Below are 20,758 nucleotides of genomic sequence, written 5' to 3'. Positions count from 1 at the left end.
AATAAATGAAATTTTCTAACAAAAAGTTCACACCCTTTATGTGTATCTTTTTCAGATATCGGGTATACCATGAACGTATAGACTCCTTTTGAAAGGAATGAGGACATTGTTTCAAGCTGATCGGATGGTCGTTGCGTTTGATGGACATGAAGACAGTAAGAAAGCATTAAAGAAGGCAATCGCTTTAGCCAAAACGTTGCATGCCAAGCTGACCATTGCCTACGCTCATGATGGGAAATCCAGCAGACAGGTGTTTGATGCACCTCGCCCAATGACTGGCGGCGCTTATATCGGAGGCGGCATGGCAGACCTTCAAACACCCCCTGTGTATGTACCTCATGATGAACAGCAAAGTCCCTTGATTTTTGAAGATCATACAGAAGAGGTCGTTGCAGAAGCAAGAATGCTGTTAAATGAAGAGCAGTTTGAAGCTGCGATTGAAATTGTTGAAGGAGAGCCTGCAGAAGCGATTATCGAATACGCTGAAAAGATTTCAGCAGACCTCATCGTCATGGGAGCACGTGACCAAAGCAGATTGAAAAAAATGCTCTTTGGCAGTGTGAGTGAAAAGTTATCGTCCAAATCAGATATACCTGTACTGATCGTGAAATAAATATAAATCACAAAAGGCTGTAAACCAATGTTTACAGCCTTTTTCTTTTTACGAAGAAATAGATGCTTCGCTTTCATGCTTAATTTTCTTCTGGAACCCTTCCTGTACACGCTTCGTGATCTCTCCTGGAACACCTTCCCCAACTGGCTGACCATCTATCTCTACAATTGGAATCACTTCAGCTGTCGTTGAACTGATGAAAATTTCCTGTGCATGCAAAAGTTCGTCTTTACTCATGCGGGTTTCTTCCACACGATATCCTTCTTCCTGACAAACCTCTAGCAGCTTTCTACGTGTAATGCCGTTTAAAATCAGGTTATTTGCTGGGTGTGTACGAATGACACCGTCAATGACGGCATATACATTCGAGGACGTCCCCTCTGTCACAAAGCCGTCTCTTATTAAAATCGCTTCAAACGCACCAGCTTCAGACGCTTTCTGCTTTTCCATGACGTTATATAAAAGGTTTAAGCTTTTAATATCACATCTTAACCAGCGAAGGTCTTCAGACAATAGAGCTTTCGCACCAGCTGTCTGCTCTTGAATAGGCTTTTTTACTTGAAATGTATATGCCGTAATCTGAGGGGTAAGTGCACCATATTGATGTTTACGAGGTGCGACGCCTCGCGTGACTTGAATATACACGCCGCCATCAATCACTTGATTATCTGCGACTAGCTTCTTCAAATTCTCTTCCATATCGGATACTGTACCTTGCAGATGAATGCCGATTTCCTTTGCACTCTTGAATAGACGCTCAGTATGCTCTTTTAATGTAAACAAAGTCCCATTATATACGCGGATGACTTCATAGACTCCGTCGCCAAATTGATAGCCTCTGTCTTCAATATCAACATGTGCATCTTTTTTTTCAATAAAATCCCCATTGTACAATACTTTCATATGGAATCTCCCCTTCGCTTTGCTTAATGGTTGAATCTGATGCTATCTTAGCGGATAAATGTAAACGTTTCAATGATTATTCAGAATTATTTCATATCCATTTGACAGGATAACCTTCTATTGTAACAAATATAGATTCATAACCAAAAAGATTCCAATTTTTTAGCATCTTCTATATTCATAGGCTCTTTTTTCCTGTATACTTACTCCATATGAGCACGACAAAAAACAGCGAAAAAAGACAGAATCCACTACATGATTCGACACAAACTACTGATTTATTGGAGCGATTGTAATGCAACGGGTTACGAAAAAACAGACACCTTCAAACACGATGCTGCTCTCAAAGGCGATTGGTCTAGTCATTCTGACATTGATCCTTTTTTTCATTTGGGATATGTCTAAAACCAATATGCAGGCAGCAGATCAACCAAATGAAGTGTCTGCGAGCAGTCCATTTCGAGACACAAGTACAAGTCTGAAAGCAAAAGATGATTCGCCAAAAACATTAGATGCACATTTTAAGATCAATCCAAACAAACATGTAACGGATCAAACGATCTTTTTAACCTTTGATGATGGCCCTTCTGCTACATCAAATCAGCTGTTAGATGTGCTAAAGTCACAGCAAGTGAAGGCCACATTCTTTATGCTCGGGCCGCAAATCAAAGAACACCCAGCAGCTGTGAAAAGACTTCATCAAGAAGGTCATCAATTAGGACTTCATGGCATCACGCATGATGTGAAACGCTTTTATCAAAAAAGTGATTCTCCTGTAAATGAAATGAAAGAAGATCAACGTATATTGGCTTCTGTTACTGGTGAATATACACATCTTGTGAGAACACCTTATGGCAGTTCTCCAAACTTAACAGACCAGCAAAAAACACGTTTAAAACAAAAAGGCTTTGTATACTGGGACTGGACCATTGACAGTCTTGACTGGAAATATAAAAGCTCAAAATATGTACCAGAAGTATTAAATCAGCTGCAGGTACTTGAAACCAAGTACCCGAAAGAGCCAAAAATCATCTTAATGCATGATCAGCCAGCTACCGCAAAATACTTAAACAGTCTGATCACACAATTAAAGGCGAAGGGCTACACGTTTGAAGTCCTTGATGAAACAATGAAGCCACTACAACAATAAAGCAAACCCGCACCTGTTGGATGCGGGTTTTTTATGATTTATAAAGCATTCACAAGCTCGCCAATTCGTTCGTGAAAGACAAGATCAAACAGCGGATCGAATTCCGTTTCACTTAAATTCATCATGACCTTAAAGATGGAAGGATGATGAGCAGCATCTTCCGGAATATATCGTGCTGGTGCCACTTCTAAGGAAGTTCCCATGACGAGCAGCATGTCCGTTTGCTGGAGCGATTTCTCCACTTGATCAAAGTGCTTCACCATGTCTCCAAAAAGGACAACATCTGTTTTAAGTACTCGTCCACATGTGAGGCCGTCTGATGAAATCCGCTCACAAACCGGCACCTCTTCTTGTAATAAATAAGGCAGTTCGTATGTTGACCCGCATGATGGACATGTAGCTGTTTGAATGGAACCATGCAGTTCATACACATGCTGGCTTCCCGCTTTTTTATGCAGACCATCTATATTTTGCGTGAAAATATCCACGCGTTTTCCTTGCTTTTCTAAATTGGCTAAAAAAGCATGTCCAGCGTTTGGCTCGTACTCTCCACTCATCTTCATTTGAAACAATTCTTTGAATTTCGGCCAAAATTGATGAGGATGTGATAAAAAGTAAGACCGGCTCATTGCCTCCATGCGAGAGGTATCTTCTGTCCATAGTCCACCCGTTGATCTAAAATCGGGAATTCCCGATTCTGTGCTCATCCCAGCACCTGAAAGGACCGTAATATGTGAGGCCTTTGATAATCTCTCTCTTAGCGCTGCCACTTTTGTTTGATCCACCACCATTCCTCCTTTATTCACCGAGCTGTTTCTCACCTTTTTGTTTCATATAAATGGTCTGTCCAGGGAAAGCAAATTCTACCCCTTCTTCATGGAAAATATCAATAATGCGATAATTAATATCCTGCTTAATATCCAGGTTTTCAGACCAAGCCGTTGTGTTTGTATAAAAGTTAAAGAATAAGTTTAAATAGCTGTCTGCCAGCACATCGAAATTCACCATAATCGTTTCCTTATGAACCCCATCATGCTCATAAAGCATTTGCTTCAGACGTTTGATGCACTTATCAATGTTTTCCTTCGGTGTATTGTACGATACGCGAACGGAGAACGTAATTTGACGTTTATTCATTCTCGTCCAATTTGTGATCGGCTCCTTTGAAAGGGTCGAATTTGGTACAGTCACCACCGCTTCAGCAGGTGTTCTAAATTTTGTGCTTCGGAAGGTAATGTCCTCTACAGTCCCAAGTACACTTGGAGTCTCTACAAAATCGCCCATTGTAAAAGGCTTCTCTGTAATAATCACAATTCCTCCAAAAAAGTTCGCCACTGTATCCTGCGCAGCGAGCGCAAAAGCAAGACCACCTAGACCAAGCCCTGCCACAAGTCCGTTCACATCATAATTAAACTCTTGTGCAATGACGCTAATACTCAGTGCAATAATAATAAAACGAAGAACCTTTGATAAAAATGGCGCTAAAATATCATCCATCTCTAATTCAAATTTTGAATTCACTTTTTGAAATAAGAAGGAAGAAGCTGCAGTTAGATTACAAAGTCCCCACGTCAGCATCAAAATAATAGAGGATCTATACAATTTGACAATGACATCCATATGGTGCTCAAAGTATGGGGCTTGTCTTAACGCAAAATATAAACCTAGTGCCACAAAAAACAGCCTCGCAGGTTTTTCAAACGCCACGACAATTTGGTTAATGACTTCGGTTTTAGACCGATTTGTCAGCTTAAAGAGCAGGTGAAACAAGTATTTTGTAAATACTTTTCGAAGTAATAAAAAAAGCAATAAAATACAAAGGCTAATGCCTATTTGGATCGCAATATCGACTGTAAAATATGTATCCATCCATTTTTGTGTAAACATCTCTGTCTCTCTCCTTTAAAACAATCCTCTCTAGTTTATAATATAACCTTCGTTTATGTCCTCTCTTAAATGTCTGACCTCTATATAAAAAGCCTCGGGACCTATCCCGAGGCATGATGTTCAATTATGAAATTTTGGCTTGAGACATATCGACGGGCAGCAAACTACTTTTTCTTCTGAGCCTGATCAAGGAGAGTCGCTTTAAACATTTCAGCATCCGTTTCGGCCTTAATACGTTCTTCCACTCTAATTCTCCCTTTACCCAATCATCTCGCCTCCTTTTCATCATTATAAAACATCAGAATTTTCAGTCAACATGACGAAAGCACTAATATTTTGACGAACGCTGACGATTTGGACAAAATTGATCGAAGAAAAATTGATGTAATTCAGATTTACTCAATCAAAGCTTGCTCTATTCCTGTAAACTTTTCAAAATGATACATCAAGCTTTTTCAGTACATGAGGTTCCATAATAATACGGCGCTCTTCTTCTCCATATAGTAAAGAAGGAAAACCACCAAAGCATTTGATATGATAAGACCAGAACTTATGTCAGGGAGCTGGAGCAAGTGTATATTATCGCACATAGAGGGTCATCAAGCGCAGCCCCAGAAAATACAATCGCTGCGTTTGATGTAGCTGTCAAGCAAGGAGCAGATTATATTGAATTAGACGTACAAATGACAATGGATCAGCACGTCGTCGTCATCCATGATGATACCGTTGATCGAACGACGAACGGAAACGGATTAGTCAAAAGCTATACACTTGATCAGTTGAAAAAACTGGACGCAGGAAGCTGGTTTGACCAACAGTATACGAATGAACGAATTCCAACATTACAAGAAATTCTTGAAAGATACAGTCAGCGGATTGGAATATTAATCGAGATCAAACATCCAAAACGGCAGATAGGAATCGAAAAGGCAGTTGCCCGCATCATCAATCGGTTTGCCTATTCTCGTCATATCATGATTCAATCTTTTGATGTTCTTGCACTACAAAGAATCAAAGCATTCGCCCCTTCTCTTCGCACAGCTTTGATTATAAAGCCTGATGCATTTAAACTAACGAAACGAAAGTTAACGACATACAGCTCGTTTGCAAATTGTCTTAATATGAAGAAAACGATGATCAATAGATGGTGGATAGACCGCATCCACACATTCGGGATGGATGTGTTTATATGGACTATAAAAGATCAAAAAACAGCGGATCGAATCAAAAAATATCCAATTGATGGTGTGGTAACCGATAACCCGCTATTTTTTCAAAAGGAGAAATGATGCAGATGAAAACTTATTTCGCCGTTTTTATCGGTGGATTGATTGGTACACTTTGCAGATATGAACTAAGTCAAACTGTCATCAGCCAGACATTCCCCTATGCAACGATGATTGAAAATATTTCCGGCAGCCTGCTTCTTGGTTTTGCGACAGGATACTTTCTATTTCAGAAAGGAAAAAAAGATCTTGCAGCTTTGATTGGAACAGGGTTTTGCGGCGGGTTTACGACCATGTCCACCTTTTCTAAAGAGACAGTTCTTCTGTTACAGGCAGGGCAGTTCAATTTAAGTATGATGTACATCCTGCTCTCAGTCATTGCTGGAGTAGCCGCTGCTTTAGCTGGCCTGATCCTTGCTGAACGGCTCTTTCATCAAAATAAGCAGCAGAAAGGAAGCAGATAAATGATTGTTTTTTGTACAGCTGTAGCTGGAGGGATCGGTAGTGCATGTCGTTTCTTCATCAGCCAAACAATCCAGAAAACTCCATCCCATGCCCTTTTCCCGTACAGTATTATTTTCATTAATTTATTAGGTGCAGCCGGTTTAGGTTTTCTCACAGGCGCTGTAACGTCCAATCATCCACTGCTAGTGATCATAGGAACCGGTTTTTTTGGCGGCTTTACCACATTCTCTACGTTTAGTGTAGAATCTGCGACGATGCTGATGCAGCGTCAAATTGGGAAACTTGCTACCTACTTATTTGTGACGATCATCGGATCTTTATGCCTTTTTGCGGCGTTTTATCAAATAGGACAACTTCTGTTTTAAATATCTGTGATGGCAGCTAGGCTGATGAGCAGTTGATCCATCAGCTGGCGCTTCATTAAAAATAGTGTCTTCTCACTATAGCCGATTTCGATTGCACATTTTGCCATGCGCCAATCTCGAAAATACTTATAATCAATGAGCTGCTGCTCTATTTCATCCAATTCTTTTAAAGCCGTTTCAATACAAGCAACAATCAGTTCATACTGACTTTTCTGCTCTTCTAATTTTTGACGTGCCATATGATGATGTTGGAGAGAACTTCGCTTTTCAAGCTGTCTTTCAATATTTAAAATGGCTGCTTGATAGTTCTTGAAATTTTTTAAATGAAACTCAATACGTTTCATTGAGGTTTTTTTCTCCGTGATACTTGCTGTTTCATACCAGAGCATGTCCATCCCCCTTTTACGAACGTTTGTTCTTATTATATACGAACATACATTCTTAAAAAAGAGGCTAAATACCTAAAAAAACCTTGAGCTTATTTTTCGCTCAAGGTCATTTCATTTACTAACAGTGGCTCTTTTATATCAAGCCCTGTGCGTGTATTTTCTTTTTCTGATGATGTGACGCCTTTTTTCAGGTCGATCTTTTTCACATAGCGTCCATCCATCTCCAAGACCTTCATCCGAATATCATCAAGATAAATGGATTGTCCTTCTCGGATATCAATGTTCTCATTTAAGATTAGCCCGCCTATCGTATCAATTTCTTCATCATGATATGACATTTCGATCAAATCTTGAACTTCCTCTAATCTCACTTTTCCATCTAATATATAATGATGCTCCGCTCTCTTTTGAATGACCGGCTGCTCATCTTCATCGAATTCATCTCGAATGTCTCCAACAATCTCTTCTAAGATATCCTCCGTTGTGACAAGTCCAGATGTCCCGCCATATTCATCCGTTAAAATCGCCATATGCATTCGATCGCGCTGCATTTTGACGAGAAGCTCTTGAATTGGAATCGTGTCAATCACTTCAATCACTGGATAAATATAATCTTGAAGCTTCAGTTGATCGTTTTCTCCTTGATACACAATATCTGCAAAGAGCTGCTTTTTGTTGAGCATGCCAATGACATGGTCTTTATCCCCTGAAAACACTGGGAAGCGTGTGTACTTTTCCTTTGTCATGATCGCAAGTATTTCGTCTAACGGCATATCTTCTGGAATCGCACAAATTTCTCTTCGCGGTATCATAATTTCTCTTGCGATTCGATTATCAAAATCGAATATCTTGTTCATATAATTATACTCTGATGAGTTGATTTCCCCATTTTTTAAGCTTTCAGATAATAAAATCTTTAATTCCTCTTCGGAATGGGAATGTTCTTTTTCAGACCCCATATCGATGCCCATCATTTTCGTTAGTACACGGGCTGACCCGTTCAACACATAAATAAAAGGGTACATAAGGATATAAAATGCATGCAGCGGTCCTGACAGCCAAAGCGTCATTTTTTCTGCCTTTTGTATGGCAAGTGTTTTTGGTGCAAGCTCGCCAACAACTACATGCAAAAAGGTAATAATAGAGAACGCAAGTGTTGCTGAGATCAGGCTGATTGCTGAATCAGGAATGTTTGTCAAACCAAAACCTCGAACCAAAAGTTCTTTTACTGCCGGTTTACCGATCCACCCTAAACCAAGGGATGTCACTGTAATACCGAGCTGGCAGGCTGACAAATATTCATCTAGCCTTGATGTCACCTTTTTCGCCATGATAGCCTTTTTGGACCCTTCGGCAACAAGCTGATTAATTCTTGAACTTCTCACCTTTACAATGGCAAATTCAGATGCAACAAAGAAAGCTGTTAAAGCAATCAAAACTCCGACTATACTCAGATTAACAATATCGTCCATTTAACCTTGCTCTTTCTTAGAAGAACAAGGAGTCACCTCCTGATTGATGATGTTATCTTTTGCAAAACGGTTAACTGATTAAATAAGACTACTTTGAGGGCCCCACTTAACCACCTCCGGTTCACGTAAAATCCGTCTCTCTACATATATATGAAACGGTATTCATTTTATCTTACCATAAATAATCTGAAAATTCCTGTATCGCTACAGTATTTTAAAGATGACAACCTAAATTGATGGAAATGCCCTTTGTTTCTTCATATTGGCAGGAAATCTGAACAATTATCTTGTATTTCAGACTCGAATTATATTAAACTATTTTCATAAACTATAACGTGACGGTTAGGAGGAGATGTTCAGATGGGGCTGAGAAAAAGTATCGTATTGGTGAACTAGCACAGATTGCACAGGTGACGAAACGAACTGTAGATTATTATACGAATCTAGGGTTGCTTGCGCCTGTTAGATCTTGCTCTAATTATCGTTATTACGATGAACATGCTTTAAAACGATTACAATTAATCGTTCTTTGCAAACAGCAGAGATTGGCTCTTTCTGACATCAAATCCAGATTAGATGAACAATTCCCTTCTCAAAAGGAAGATCCTGATGAACTTGTCCATTTAACCTCAGATATCGATCGGATGAATGAGCATATGGACCGCATTTTGGCACGTTGTAAGCAGCTTCAGCCAGAACAACGTGAAAAACTAAAAGAGCAGCTTACTCCTGAAAAAATGACGGCTGTCCAATCATTTTTACTGCTGTTAAGTTAAAATTTTTACTAAACAGGAGGTGTTACCTTCGTTCTCAAAGTCAGAACGAAGGCCTTAATTGGACATAGTGAATTTACTCATAGTTGCTTTACTTATAGCTTTAACCGCGTTTTTCGTTGCATCGGAGTTTGCGATCATTCGCTTAAGAAGCTCAAGAATTGATCAATTAATTGCAGAAGGTAATAAAACAGCAGTTGCTGTCAAGCACGTCACCACTCATCTTGATGAGTACTTATCGGCATGTCAGCTTGGTATCACCATTACCGCCCTTGGGATTGGTTGGTTAGGGGAAGAAACGATTGCACATATGCTTGCTCCACTATTTGTAGAGCTGTCGATTCCTCAATCAGCCAGTCATATTGTCACTTTTATTATTGCGTTTAGTATTATGACGTTTTTACACGTCGTGGTTGGAGAGCTTGCACCGAAAACACTCGCCATTCAAAAGGCTGAGCAAGTGTCCCTTCTATTTGCTAGACCGCTTATGATATTTTATAAAGTGATGTTTCCGTTCATTTGGGTGTTAAATGGATCTGCTCGTTTATTAACGAAAGCATTTGGTCTTCAACAAGTTTCTGAGCATGACATGGCGCACTCTGAAGAAGAATTGCGGATTATTTTATCTGAGAGCTATAAGAGCGGCGAGATTAACCAGTCTGAATTCAAATATGTGAATAAAATTTTTGAATTTGATGACCGTCTGGCGAAAGAAATTATGATTCCTCGTACCGAAGTTGTCAGCTTCCCTCATGATATTACCATTGAAGAAATGCTGAAAGTGACCAAAGTCGAGAAATATACACGTTATCCAATTGAAGATGGCGATAAAGACAACATCATTGGTGTTGTGAATATTAAAGAAGTACTCACTGCATGTATTAGTGGTGAATGTTCCACAAGTGATACGATCGAACATTTTGTAAACCCGATTATTCATGTAATTGAAACAGTTCCTGTTCATGATCTACTGCTTAAAATGCAGCGTGAGCGTGTACACATGGCCATTTTATCAGATGAATATGGCGGTACAGCAGGACTTGTAACAGTTGAAGACATCCTTGAAGAAATTGTCGGTGAGATTCGTGATGAATTCGATATTGATGAAATCAACGAAGTGCGTAAACTGGGAGAAGACCACTATATCTTTGATGGAAAGGTCCTTGTGGATCAAGTCAACCTGCTACTAGGTATTCAGCTTGATAACGAAGAAGTCGACACAATCGGCGGCTGGTTCCTTACACAAAAATATGAAGTCGAGAAAAATGACGCGATTCGTGAACAAGGCTATGAATTTATCATTAATGAAGTCGATGGACACCATGTGGCATACATCGAAGTCAAAAAACTAAACGAACAACTATTAGAAGCAGCTGAAGAAGGCGCTTCTTAAGAAAAAAACGACCCTTGCCTTAGCAAGTGGTCGTTTTCTTTATCCCTTTTCGATTAACTTAGCTTCAAGTTCTTTGATTCTTGTGTTTAATACTTCTGTCATCGCACCTAATCTTTCTTTTGGCGGCAGATGATCAAATTCAGTCAGCTCAATCGGTTCACCAATAATTAAGCGCATTTTCCCCTTCTTAAAAAGGCTTTTTGCATTAGAAGGTCCTTTGTACGCTGCTGGAACGATTGGTGATTTGCCAAGCTGCGCAATCGTAACGGCCCCTCTTTTTAAAGGAACATCTTCTGTTGTACGTGTTCCGCTTGGAAAAATCCCAACGATTTTCCCCTCTTTTAATAATTTAATGGGCGTTTTAATACTGCTTGGCCCAGGATTCTCTCGATCAACTGGAAAAGCATGAATCTTCTTTAAAAATCCACCGATCCATTTATTTGCAAACAACTCTTTTTTCGCCATGTAGTGGATCTCAAACGGAAGAATTCCTGCGCCTAATGCAAGAACATCCACAAAACCCTCATGCGTACAAGCAATGACAAACCCCCGGTCTGTTGGCAGATTCTCTTTTTGATATACTTTGATTCCGCCTCGGAGAGCAAAAAATGCTTTGACGGTATAGCCTGAAAATTTATACATAGTGCACTTCCTTTGTTTGAAGAATGAAGGATTTGTTTCTATTATAACAAATTTTTTATTACCTGGTACTAAAAATTTTCTCCTGCTGATAAAATAGAGATGATTCACTAAAATCATCTTTTCACTTAAGATGACCGCTCCTTCTGTATTCAAGCATGTGTTTTTAGGAGAGAATAGAGGAAGAAATGTGTCCAAAATTGTCGTTTTTTGAGTTTTTTTCCTGATTTGTTCTATTGAAAACACTTTATAAATGATGCAAATTTCGCTATGATAAGGAGAAATGATTTTGATTCGGTGAAAGAGATGAGTAATGTACGGCCTATGAGAAGTTTCGTGCAACTTTATGCCTTTCTTATGCGTGTATAACATAGAGGGGAGAAAAATCAGTGACGATCGATGAAATTTATCAAATGTATATGAACGATGTTTACAGGTTTCTGCTCTCCATGACAAAAGACAAACATTTGGCAGAGGACTTATTGCAGGAAACCTTTATGCGTGCTTATATACATATTCATTCCTACGACCATAGCAAAGTGAAACCTTGGTTATTTCAGGTGGCACGAAATGCTTTTATTGATTATGTCAGGAAACATAAAAAAGAAGTGACCATATCGGATGATCTCATTGGCGGCCTTTTACAAACGTCTGTACAAAGTCCTGCTGAACAGATTGAAATAAAAGAAGTTCTCAACATGTATTTGGAGCAGCTTCCAGATAACTACAAGGAAGCGTTGACATTGTATTATTTAAAAGAACTGAATTACAAAGAAGCGTCCAAGGTCATGAATATTACTGAAGCAAATTTTAAAAGTGTTTTATTTCGTGCAAGGCAGCGCCTAAAAGCACTATATAACAGAGGTGTTAATGATGAATGAAGAGTTTAATAAGCGATGGGAACAATATAATAATGGCGAGATGAACGAGGAAGAAATGATGGCGTTTGAAGAAGAGCTCGAAGAAAATGAAAAACGCTTAAGCCAAGAACTGAATGACTCAGATTGGACAGACTTCTCCATCAGTCCTGAAAAACAAAAAGCCATTTTACAATACGGAAAAAGAAAGTCCTATTTACGTATTTCTGTGCTTGCTGTCATATCTACACTGATTATTTTACCGCTTTGTACACTAGGTAGTTATCTATACTACGGCGTTGGCGGAGCAGACAGCAAAGGCAATCATTTTATGGAAACGGCCGCTGTAACAGTCGCCCTAACAAAACCGAATGTCGCCATTGATATGAAGGATTTAAAAGGACAGGTCAAACTGTTTGGTATGAACACAGAACTTAAGCTGCAAAAACAAATTGGCAATAAAACAGAAGCCATCGGCAGTGAACAAATCGAAATGTTTTTCGATAAATTAAAGCAGCCTACGATCTCTTATTATGGCGACAGCGCACGTAATACGGAGGATTTCTTTACGCACCCTTCGTCTCAGGCAGATACATCAAAAAAACAAACACTCACTACTCTAGACAAGCTACCTGAAGGAACAGTGAGTGAAGTGTATGTATCCTATGACAAAGCATACACACCGAAAGACGTGTATTCATTTGCTAAAAAATATGATATGAAAGTGCTTTGGAATGCGATCAAAACAGAAGATTCATTAAGTGGAAATCAGCGTCCAATCGGTTTTCCCGGGAAAGACTCTGAATTTTTAAAAGAGCTTCAGCACACATCAAAAACAGAAGTTGATCAGTTCAAAGATGCCCTCGCCTATGTCAACCAGCATCCAACCTGGGCAAAAACGATCTCTGGCAGACCTGAACTTGACCTCTCTAACCGAATACGCTACATCAATCAAAATGGTGTCACGGTTTACGGTTCTGTTGTCACAGGTCCTTCTAAAGAAATAGAGAAATTTGTGAAGACAAAACGCATTAAAACGGCCAAAGTGAGCGAGGTGGAATTATGGAATTGGTAAGAATTTTTAAAGAGCATAATGTGTTTGGCTGGATTTCGGTCGGCACCGCTATTTTATCGCTGCTCATGCTGAACCTCGCCATTATTAGCAATGTGACATTTTATTCGTTTCAAATGCTTCCTTTTGCAATGGCCGCAGTTCCATTCGGTGTGATTGAACTGTTCATTAAAAAAGGCCGCACTGGACCAGGTTTCCTAGGCGTCGTTCTGAATATTTTTGTCATCGTTTGTGTCTATGCGATCGTCTCCATTGATGTCGATCTTCAATTAGGTTTTTAATACTAAGAAGCCAGTCATACTTGACTGGCTTTTTCTGTACACTCTTATTTTTTGTTTAATTCGGAGTGCTTTCTTGAATATAAGAAATAGACAACAAGCCCAATGGCAAGCCAGATTAAGAAACGAACAAATGTGATGGTGCCAAGCTTATAAATGAGCAGTCCGCAAGATAGAATAGCCAAGATTGGAATGAACGGGACTGCGGGGCATCTGAATGCTCTCGGCAAATCAGGTTGTGTTTTTCTCATGACAATGACAGCAACTGAAATCAAAATGAAAGCTGAAAGTGTTCCGATGTTTACTAGACTTGCCAACTCATCAAGCGGAATGAATCCACCCATTAATGCTGACAATGTCCCAAAGAAAAGAGTATTGATATAAGGTGTTTTATGTTTTGGATGAACCTTTGAAAGAACCTTTGGTACCAAGCCATCACGAGACATGGCAAACATGACACGTGTTTGGCCGTACAGCATGACAAGCATGACCGTGGTCATCCCTAAAATCGCCCCAACATCTACAATACCCGCCACCCAATTTTGACCGGCTACTTGTAAAACAAGAGACACTGGATGGGATACTCCCTCAAAGTTCATAAATGGAACAATGCCTGTCATGATGGCACTGACTACCACATACAACATGGTACAAATCAATAAGGAAGTGATGATTCCTCTTGGCAAGTTGCGGGATGGATTTTTTGTTTCCTCTGCCGCAGAAGCAACTGCATCAAATCCGATAAATGCAAAGAATACGAGAGCTGCTGCACTTAACACACCTGAAGTTCCAAAAGGAACGAATGGTGTCCAGTTTTCAGGTTTTACATATTTCACAGCGACTAAAATAAAGAGCAGAATCACCGCAATTTTCATAATGACCATGATGTTGTTGACTCGTTTTGATTCTTTAATACCGAAGTACAGCAAGAAGGTGATGATCATTAAAATAATAAATGCAGGAAGATTAAAATATGTCACTTGACCCTTTAAACCACCTGGTGCTGCTGTTAATTCAACCGGTATATGAATCCCTATCCCATTTAAAAACGACACAAAGTAGCCTGACCAGCCTGCTGAAACGGCACTAGCGGCTAGCATATATTCTAATATCAAATCCCAGCCAATGATAAACGCTAAAAATTCTCCCATAGATGCGTACGTAAATGTATAAACAGATCCTGATACTGGCACTGTGGAAGCGAATTCCGCATATGACAATGCCGCAAATAAACATGCAAGACCTGCAATCACAAATGATAAAACAAGTCCTGGTCCTGCTGTGACGGCGCCTGTACCTGTCAGAACAAATATCCCTGTACCGATAATCGCTCCAATACCAAGCATCGTTAAGTCAAATGAACCTAATTCCTTTCTTAACGCTTTTTCCCCTTGTGTTGCCGCAATTAGCTCTGAAATGCTCTTCTTTCTAAACAACGAATTGCTCATACCATCACTCCCAAAACTTAGTATCCGTCTAAAGACGCCACCACTTCGTAATTCACTTTATTTTCTGAATATTTAGATTTAATTTAGCGCAATAAATTGGTGGCGTAAAATTATTATATATGAAAATTAAAAAATGAAAACACTTTTTTTCAAAACAGAGTGAAAATTCTCATTTACCAACAAAATACTTGTCAATATTCATGGTAGATTTTCTTCAATCTTTATTCAAATCATAGCTTGGCCTCTTCTATTTATTATACAACATACAAAATTATACTTTTTTGATATAATTTTTATAAAGTGAAAATAAAATTATTCTTTTGATAACTTGTCTTCACTTTTGCTTATTTAAAAGCCTTTAGACTCATAGAGAGCTATGATAAAGGACTGTTTTAGCTGCGCAAACGATATACAAAAAAAAGAGACTGCCTAGTAAGCAGTCTCTTAAGATCCATTATTAATTTACAAATGTCTTTGCGCCAAGGTAAATTGGCTTCCAATAGCTTGAAGTCATATCGCTGATCGTCACACCATCAGAAGCAGCGTGGATAAACTTGTTGTTCCCAAGGTAGACACCCATGTGAGATGGGCCAGATTTATAGGTTGTAAAGAAGACAAAATCTCCAACTTTAGGTGTTGAGACGCTTTTCATTGATCCCCAAAAACCTTCAGTCGTTTGTCTTGAAATCTTTGTTTGTTTGTTAATGATATACCACATAAAACCGCTGCAATCAAAGCCTTTCGGTGTCGTTCCACCCCATTTATATGGTGTACCGTTTTGTGCTTTCGCATCTGCTACGAGTTTAGACGTGTTTAAAGAAGAAGTAGCAACTGTTTTTTCTTTGACAGGTGTTGGTTTCACTTTGGATGTCTTTTTCACTTTCAGCTTTTGTCCAATTTTAATCAGATCTGTTTTGAGTTTATTTAACGATTTCAGCTCTTTCACTGTCATTCCATATTTTTTACCAATTTTAGATAAAGTATCACCTTTGACAACTTTATGAGTGGCTGTCGTTGAAGACGCTTTTACTTTTGTTGTTGTTTTCGTTACCTTTTTTGAAGAAGTACCATTCACTTTTAAGGTTTGTCCAACATAAATCGTGTTAGATTTCAGTTTATTGTCTGATTTAATCTTACTCACGGTTGTTTTGTATTTTTTCGCTAGAACAGAAAGAGAGTCACCTTTTTGAACCTTTACTGATTGTGCTGAGGCAGCTCCGGCAAATAATGTCGTCCCAAGTAGAACTGCACTTGCAGCTGTGATCAATTGTTTTTTCATTTGTTCCTCCTGTATGTATCTATCGTGATCCGAATTTTTATCTACTTTCTATTATAAGGATCGAATACCAGAAGAAATAGTCTTGACTTCCTACGACATTATGCTTATTAATTCGGCAAAAAATATTTTTTTTTAGGGTTCTTTTTATTTCATTTTTATTACACAATCATGACAAAACAAATGCATCTTGTCATAGATAAATCATACATTCATTTCTCTTTTTGGTTCATTCTATGTAAAGTGGACCTTTACAATTTTAAAGTGAACTTTACGGTGCTGTCATTTGGAATCCACACTTCTGTTCTACCATTGTAAACGTGAGAGCGATACATAAACAATGAGGAGGCAAAATGAATGAGTGTGTTGAAAAGCTCGAAAACGAAAATAGCTGCAATCGCAGCCGCATCAGTGTTATCAATTGGTATTTTTTCAGGAATTGAATTTGGACAGGCTGACAAAGCTGAGGCTAAAAAGAAACCAAAAAATGACGTACAAAATGTGATCGTGCTCATTGGAGATGGCATGGGAACACCTTACCTTTCAACTTACCGCTCATTTAAACACAACGGTGATCTTTCCAAGCAAACAGCGTTTGACCCTTACCTCACTGGCATGCATAAAACATACCCTGATGATTCTAAAAGTAACATTACTGATTCAGCAGCAGCTGGGACAGCCATGGCAACTGGTCAAAAGACATACAACAACGCCATTGGTGTAAACAAAAATGGCAAAAAACTAAAAACAGTATTAGAAGAAGCAAAACGCAAAGGAAAGTCTACTGGTCTCGTCGTCACATCTGAATTAACCAATGCGACACCTGCTGCATATGCCGCCCACGATGTTTCTAGAAAAAACACAGCAGCCATTGCTGATGATTTCTTCGATGAGAAAATTGGCAAACAGCATACAGTCGATGTCATGCTTGGCGGAGGACTGATCGATTTTGTCCGCAAAGATCGTGATTTGACGAAAGAATTTCAAAAAGCAGGCTATCGTTACGTAACCAATAAAGCTGACTTACAAAAAAACAAACAGCAAAAATTATTAGGCATTTTTGCTGACGGTGGTCTCGATAAAGCAATTGATCGTGATAAAACGACCCCTTCCTTGCAAGACATGACATCCTCAGCCATCAAACAGCTGTCTAAAAACAAAAAAGGATTTTTCCTCATGGTTGAAGGCAGTCAAATTGACTGGGCTGGACATGACCACGATATTGTCAGTGCGATGAGTGAGATGAAAGATTTTGAAAAAGCATTTGAAGAAGCCATTCGTTTCGCAAAAAAGGATAAAAACACGTTAGTCATCACGACAGCAGATCATTCAACTGGCGGCCTTTCCTTCGGGGCAGACGGCTCGGGCAGCTGGGATTATCAGCCTGTCAAAGCAGCAAAAAAGACCCCTGATTTCATTGCAAACAAAATTGTTGGGGGTATGACAGTCGAGACTGCGCTCAAACAATACATCGACCTTGATTTCACAAAAGAGGAAATCGCCTCTATTCAAAAGGCAGCTGAAACAAAAGATCCTGTTCAAATTGATGATGCCATCGAAAAAGTCATCAATACGAGGTCTCATACAGGCTGGACCACATCGGGTCATACAGGGGATGAAGTACCATTTTATGCTTATGGGCCAACAAGCGAACAGCTAAAAGGGCTCATGGAAAATACAGATCAAGCGAAACACATTTTCAAACTGCTGAAAAACCAATAAAGTGCTAATCACAAAAAAAGATGTCTAGTCGTAGACATCTTTTTTGATCATTAAGTGAGATACTTCCTATGAACCCCTTTTCCATCGTATGAAAACATCACTTCTTTTCCTTCAAGAACTGACTCGATGTGCACACTTCTTCCCCATAGCTGATACAAATATGGAAGCACCTTTTCTAAGTATTTGAGATCAAGCTCAATGCCTTCATACCAATGTTTAATATAGAGTTCGTTGTTTTTTAAATAGTCGCCATCGATGACTGTCAAATACGGAAAGCCACCATTGACCCTCATGCTGACTAGCTGATCACGGACTGCCTTCCATTCTTTATCAATGACTTTATAGTCTCTCCCCTGCTTTTGAAACAAGTACAAATCTTCCCTCATCACAAGGTCTTTCGTTAAGTAATTTCGAATAAAAGAAATGTCTGATTCAATTTCTCGCACTTCAAACATTTTGCTGCGACCGGACCCTTCCGTCACTCCTGCTTTTTTTAATTCCTCGCATGGATGATCGTAGCGCTCTTCAATATCTTCAAAAATCTTCAGCCCTAAATAGTAAGGATTGATTCCTGTCTTAGATGGCTGCACGACACCTGCATTTAATTTTGCAAATTCAATCGATTCACTTGAATCTAAATCAAGTTCACGCATAATCCGCTGGTGCCAATACGATGCCCAGCCTTCATTCATGATTTTCGTTTCTAGCTGCGGCCAAAAATAGAGCATTTCCTCTCTCAGCATCGTCAGGACATCCCGCTGCCAAGGCTCTAGCTCCCGGGAGTGTGCCTCGATAAAGAGCAATATATCTTTTTCTGGCTTTGGTGGGAATTGCTTGATGGTTTTCTTTTTCTCACGTGTTTTCGGTTCATCCATTCCCCATAAATCATCATATGGCGTTTGACGTTTTGGTTTCTCCTCTTCATATTCATCTTCATCGTCGAGATTCCAGCTTAATTTTGAACGAACAAGCGACGGATCAATATGCTCCTGCAATGCCAATACAGCATCTAAAAAGGACTCGACTTCTTTTGTACCGTGGATATGTTCATATTCTTTAATTCGCTCTGCTGCCGCTGACATACTTTCCACCATATCTCGTTTTGTGTTTTGGAAACGGCAGTTGTTTTTAAAGAAATCGCAGTGTGCCAAGACATGAGCCACAATTAGTTTATTTTGAACAAGCGAATTGTTATCAAGGAGAAAGGCATAGCAAGGATTTGAATTAATCACCAGCTCATAAATTTTGCTTAATCCTAAATCATAATGAAGCTTCATTTTGTGAAATTGCTTTCCAAAGCTCCAGTGGCTAAATCGTGTTGGCATGCCATATGCACCGAATGTATAAATAATCTCCGCGGGACAGATTTCATACCTCATCGGATAAAAATCCAGACCAAATCCTTCTGCAATTTCTGTAATTTCATCAATGGCTCGTTGTAAAAGACGCTTTTCAGATACGCTCAAGGAAACCATCCCTCCTCATCGGACTTATCCCTAATATATGAGCGTACCTAATAAAACATGATGTTCAGCCAGTTGTTTAGACGACTTCCATCTCTTTCATGGACTGCCCGCCGAACGCTTCAAAATGGATATTCTCTTCCGGAATGTCCATCGCTTTTAGAATAAGGATCATCTCTTGAGTAAATGCTGGGGAACCGCAAACATAAAATTGGCCTTTTCCTTCACCAATGACTGATTGAAGGAAAGGTCGGTCAATCCGCGTAGCCACCTTCTCAACCAGCTCACTCTTTACACTCTTTTCAAATTGTTCGTTACAAAGGATAATACGCCCCTCTGGAGATGAAGTGAGAACGTGTTCATACTCTTGTTCAAAAGCGGTTACATCCTCTAGTCTGTCTGCATGAATCATCGTGAATGGCTGATTGTTATGCGACGCTGTTTTCACTAGACCAATCATTGGTGTGACACCAGAACCGGCACTAATCAAATAAACAGGTTCTTTTGTATCATCTTGCAAACAGAACATTCCCTGCGGCATACTGACGTGAAGAACATCGCCTTCTCTCATTTCATCATGCAGGAATGTGGAGACATGCCCATCTCGTTTCACGGTGATGCGATAGTAAGATGGGTGATATTGATCTGATAAACTGTATTGTCTGCTGCATACATAGGCTTCACCCGGCATATCTACCTGCACCGTAATGTATTGACCAGCTTCATACATTGGTAGCTCAGATTCATCCTCTGGTACTAAATAAAAGGAAATGAGTGATGGAGATTCTTGTTTCTTTTTCTTCAGAATAAACGGTTTGACATCTGCCCATCCACCAGTTTGTTTCACATTTTCAGCCATCATTTCTGCCTCAATGGTGATGAATATATTCGCAATGATGTCATATGCAGCCTTCCAAGCCAACAATGTGTCATCTTCCTCTGATAACCCAAATACCTCTTTCATTGCTTCAAGAAGGTGATATCCGACGATTGGGTACTGCTCTTTTTTCACCATAACACTGACATGCTTATGGGCAATTTGTTTCACAGCAGGAAGCAAGTCTGCCAAGCGGTCAATGTGCAGTGCAGCTTGATAGAGTGTTGCGGCAAGCGCCTCTGGCTGGCTTCCATTCATGAGATTTGTTTTATTAAACTGATTGAGTAGCTCTGGATGCTGTCTGATCATATTTTGATAAAAAACTGTCACAAGTTTTGTTCCCTCAGCTTTTAGAAGAGGGGCTGATTGTTTAATGGCATTCATTTGATCTGTGGATAACATCGTTATTCCTTCTTTCAAAAAGATGTATTTTAAATACATCTTTATCGTAATGGAAGACAACATATAAAAGCAATATTTATAATACATG

22 protein-coding genes are annotated in these 20,758 nt (G+C 39.3%); 11 read left to right on the top strand and 11 right to left on the bottom strand.

The genetic code is table 11. From position 1 onward, the window contains the following. Positions 1-106: 106 nt before the first annotated feature. Positions 107-613, top strand: a complete 507-nt coding sequence (locus ACTJJD_RS10230) for a universal stress protein (protein WP_331832664.1) — start codon at positions 107-109, stop codon at positions 611-613. Between the two features lie 48 nt (positions 614-661). Here ACTJJD_RS10230 and dat read toward each other — a convergent pair whose 3' ends face one another. Then, on the bottom strand, positions 662-1,516 hold the full coding sequence (gene dat, locus ACTJJD_RS10225; RefSeq protein WP_440608357.1) for a D-amino-acid transaminase: 855 nt from the start codon (positions 1,514-1,516) through the stop codon (positions 662-664). Between the two features lie 295 nt (positions 1,517-1,811). On the opposite strand from dat, the gene ACTJJD_RS10220 reads away from it, so the two are divergent. Further along, the gene (locus ACTJJD_RS10220; RefSeq protein ID WP_024719972.1) at positions 1,812-2,666 is read left to right on the top strand and encodes a polysaccharide deacetylase family protein; all 855 of its coding nucleotides are present in this window, start codon (positions 1,812-1,814) and stop codon (positions 2,664-2,666) included. 38 nt (positions 2,667-2,704) lie between these two features. Here ACTJJD_RS10220 and ACTJJD_RS10215 read toward each other — a convergent pair whose 3' ends face one another. From ACTJJD_RS10215 to ACTJJD_RS10205, 3 genes are all read right to left on the bottom strand, one after another. Then, entirely contained in the window at positions 2,705-3,436 is a 732-nt protein-coding gene (locus ACTJJD_RS10215) for an NAD-dependent protein deacylase (protein ID WP_414834776.1), read from the bottom strand. A gap of 28 nt (positions 3,437-3,464) precedes the next feature. Beyond that, on the bottom strand, positions 3,465-4,553 hold the full coding sequence (locus tag ACTJJD_RS10210) for a mechanosensitive ion channel family protein (RefSeq protein WP_017360337.1): 1,089 nt from the start codon (positions 4,551-4,553) through the stop codon (positions 3,465-3,467). 164 nt (positions 4,554-4,717) lie between these two features. Further along, entirely contained in the window at positions 4,718-4,819 is a 102-nt protein-coding gene (locus ACTJJD_RS10205; RefSeq protein WP_017360338.1) for a YhdX family protein, read from the bottom strand. A 306-nt stretch (positions 4,820-5,125) separates the two neighbouring features. On the opposite strand from ACTJJD_RS10205, the gene ACTJJD_RS10200 reads away from it, so the two are divergent. From ACTJJD_RS10200 to ACTJJD_RS10190, 3 genes are read left to right on the top strand one after another with little or no spacing between them, the layout of a single operon-like run. Then, complete coding sequence (locus ACTJJD_RS10200; RefSeq protein WP_440608356.1) at positions 5,126-5,842, top strand: glycerophosphodiester phosphodiesterase; 717 nt, start codon at positions 5,126-5,128, stop codon at positions 5,840-5,842. Beyond that, positions 5,842-6,243 (top strand): fluoride efflux transporter CrcB, encoded by a 402-nt coding sequence (gene crcB / locus ACTJJD_RS10195; RefSeq protein WP_017366925.1) that lies wholly within the window; start codon positions 5,842-5,844, stop codon positions 6,241-6,243. The genes ACTJJD_RS10200 and crcB overlap by 1 nt, the downstream gene beginning before the upstream one ends. Continuing rightward, entirely contained in the window at positions 6,244-6,609 is a 366-nt protein-coding gene (locus ACTJJD_RS10190) for a CrcB family protein (protein ID WP_144666963.1), read from the top strand. It begins immediately after the preceding gene. On the opposite strand, the gene ACTJJD_RS10185 is transcribed toward ACTJJD_RS10190, so the two are convergent. Both ACTJJD_RS10185 and ACTJJD_RS10180 read right to left on the bottom strand, forming a co-directional pair. Next, positions 6,606-6,998, bottom strand: coding sequence for a hypothetical protein (locus ACTJJD_RS10185; protein WP_017360342.1), 393 nt, complete (start codon positions 6,996-6,998; stop codon positions 6,606-6,608). The genes ACTJJD_RS10190 and ACTJJD_RS10185 overlap by 4 nt on opposite strands. A gap of 89 nt (positions 6,999-7,087) precedes the next feature. Beyond that, positions 7,088-8,470: a hemolysin family protein gene (locus ACTJJD_RS10180; RefSeq protein ID WP_242731813.1), complete on the bottom strand. Its 1,383-nt coding sequence runs from the start codon at positions 8,468-8,470 to the stop codon at positions 7,088-7,090. Positions 8,471-8,805: 335 nt separating this feature from the next. Between ACTJJD_RS10180 and ACTJJD_RS10175 the strand changes: the two genes are divergently transcribed. Then, positions 8,806-9,246 (top strand): MerR family transcriptional regulator, encoded by a 441-nt coding sequence (locus ACTJJD_RS10175; protein ID WP_008348973.1) that lies wholly within the window; start codon positions 8,806-8,808, stop codon positions 9,244-9,246. Between the two features lie 58 nt (positions 9,247-9,304). Further along, a complete protein-coding gene (locus ACTJJD_RS10170) occupies positions 9,305-10,636 on the top strand; it encodes a hemolysin family protein (protein WP_007497105.1) in 1,332 nt (443 codons plus the stop codon). A gap of 39 nt (positions 10,637-10,675) precedes the next feature. Here the strand turns inward: ACTJJD_RS10170 and ACTJJD_RS10165 are convergent, their stop codons facing one another. Next, on the bottom strand, positions 10,676-11,278 hold the full coding sequence (locus tag ACTJJD_RS10165; protein ID WP_008348977.1) for a lysophospholipid acyltransferase family protein: 603 nt from the start codon (positions 11,276-11,278) through the stop codon (positions 10,676-10,678). Positions 11,279-11,664: 386 nt separating this feature from the next. On the opposite strand from ACTJJD_RS10165, the gene ACTJJD_RS10160 reads away from it, so the two are divergent. The 3 genes from ACTJJD_RS10160 to ACTJJD_RS10150 are packed head-to-tail and all read left to right on the top strand — an operon-like array spanning position 11,665 to position 13,485. After that, entirely contained in the window at positions 11,665-12,156 is a 492-nt protein-coding gene (locus tag ACTJJD_RS10160; protein WP_008348979.1) for a sigma-70 family RNA polymerase sigma factor, read from the top strand. After that, positions 12,149-13,207 carry an anti-sigma factor gene (locus ACTJJD_RS10155; RefSeq protein ID WP_047946623.1) on the top strand — a complete coding sequence of 353 codons (1,059 nt, stop codon included), beginning with the start codon at positions 12,149-12,151 and terminating at the stop codon, positions 13,205-13,207. Before ACTJJD_RS10160 ends, ACTJJD_RS10155 begins: the two co-directional genes overlap by 8 nt. Continuing rightward, positions 13,195-13,485: a hypothetical protein gene (locus ACTJJD_RS10150; RefSeq protein ID WP_008348984.1), complete on the top strand. Its 291-nt coding sequence runs from the start codon at positions 13,195-13,197 to the stop codon at positions 13,483-13,485. Before ACTJJD_RS10155 ends, ACTJJD_RS10150 begins: the two co-directional genes overlap by 13 nt. Before the next feature lie 44 nt (positions 13,486-13,529). On the opposite strand, the gene ACTJJD_RS10145 is transcribed toward ACTJJD_RS10150, so the two are convergent. Together ACTJJD_RS10145 and ACTJJD_RS10140 are read right to left on the bottom strand one after the other, a co-directional pair. Next, a complete protein-coding gene (locus tag ACTJJD_RS10145; RefSeq protein WP_025207016.1) occupies positions 13,530-14,930 on the bottom strand; it encodes an amino acid permease in 1,401 nt (466 codons plus the stop codon). Positions 14,931-15,387: 457 nt separating this feature from the next. After that, positions 15,388-16,209, bottom strand: a complete 822-nt coding sequence (locus ACTJJD_RS10140) for a C40 family peptidase (RefSeq protein ID WP_242731811.1) — start codon at positions 16,207-16,209, stop codon at positions 15,388-15,390. Positions 16,210-16,563: 354 nt separating this feature from the next. Between ACTJJD_RS10140 and ACTJJD_RS10135 the strand changes: the two genes are divergently transcribed. Next, entirely contained in the window at positions 16,564-17,928 is a 1,365-nt protein-coding gene (locus ACTJJD_RS10135) for an alkaline phosphatase (RefSeq protein WP_041507529.1), read from the top strand. Between the two features lie 50 nt (positions 17,929-17,978). Here ACTJJD_RS10135 and ACTJJD_RS10130 read toward each other — a convergent pair whose 3' ends face one another. Beyond that, positions 17,979-19,403 (bottom strand): SpoVR family protein, encoded by a 1,425-nt coding sequence (locus tag ACTJJD_RS10130; protein WP_407707318.1) that lies wholly within the window; start codon positions 19,401-19,403, stop codon positions 17,979-17,981. A gap of 67 nt (positions 19,404-19,470) precedes the next feature. Continuing rightward, positions 19,471-20,670 carry a globin domain-containing protein gene (locus ACTJJD_RS10125; RefSeq protein ID WP_079920240.1) on the bottom strand — a complete coding sequence of 400 codons (1,200 nt, stop codon included), beginning with the start codon at positions 20,668-20,670 and terminating at the stop codon, positions 19,471-19,473. Positions 20,671-20,758 lie beyond the last annotated feature (88 nt).

The sequence above is a fragment of the Bacillus sp. 22446 genome, assembly GCF_052044955.1.
Classification (GTDB): domain Bacteria; phylum Bacillota; class Bacilli; order Bacillales; family Bacillaceae; genus Bacillus; species Bacillus altitudinis.
The sequence above is the reverse complement of the archived record's forward strand: the minus strand, read 5'-3'. Positions and strand labels throughout refer to the sequence as shown.